This window comes from Limnoraphis robusta BA-68 BA1, assembly GCF_034932365.1.
Taxonomy (GTDB): Bacteria; Cyanobacteriota; Cyanobacteriia; order Cyanobacteriales; family Microcoleaceae; genus Capilliphycus; species Capilliphycus robustus.
In genome coordinates, this window is the sequence record NZ_JAYGHR010000025.1 from 6,076 (window position 1) to 6,723 (window position 648).

Below are 648 nucleotides of genomic sequence, written 5' to 3' on the forward strand. Positions count from 1 at the left end.
CGCCGGACATCCGTTCGCTGATAGCCGCCCCTGAAGCCGTTATGCCTATTCCTGACATCCGTTGAGTGATAGCCGCACCAGAAGCAGTTAAGCCCATTCCAGAAGCAGTTAAGCCCATTCCAGAAGCAGTTAAGCCCATTCCAGAAGCCGTTAAACCCGCACCGGACATACTGATACCCACGCCGGACATCCGTTCGCTGATAGCCGCCCCTGAAGCCGTTATGCCTATTCCTGACATCCGTTGAGTGATAGCCGCACCAGAAGCAGTTAAGCCCATTCCAGAAGCAGTTAAGCCCATTCCAGAAGCCGTTAAGCCCATTCCAGAAGCCGTTAAGCCCGCACCGGACATACTGATACCCACCCCGGACATCCGTTCGCTGATAGCCGCCCCTGAAGCCGTTATGCCTATTCCTGACATCCGTTGAGTGATAGCCGCACCAGAAGCAGTTAAGCCCATTCCTGAAGCAGTTAAGCCCATTCCTGAAGCAGTTAAACCAACTCCTGACATCGACTTACCGATACCAACTCCAGAAGCAGTTAAGCCCATTCCTGAAGCAGTTAAACCAACTCCTGACATCGACTTACCGATACCAACACCTGAAGCAGTTAAGCCCATTCCTGAAGCAGTTAAGCCCATTCCTGAAGCAG

At 52.6% G+C, this 648-nt stretch carries 2 pseudogenes; one reads left to right on the top strand and one right to left on the bottom strand.

Annotated features, from left to right (window positions below):
- A pseudogene (locus VB836_RS11055) lies at nt 1-418 on the bottom strand (hypothetical protein); the annotation flags it as partial.
- A 7-nt stretch (nt 419-425) separates the two neighbouring features.
- Here VB836_RS11055 and VB836_RS11060 point away from each other — a divergent pair.
- Nucleotides 426-648 (top strand): annotated as a pseudogene (locus VB836_RS11060) (hypothetical protein); the annotation flags it as partial.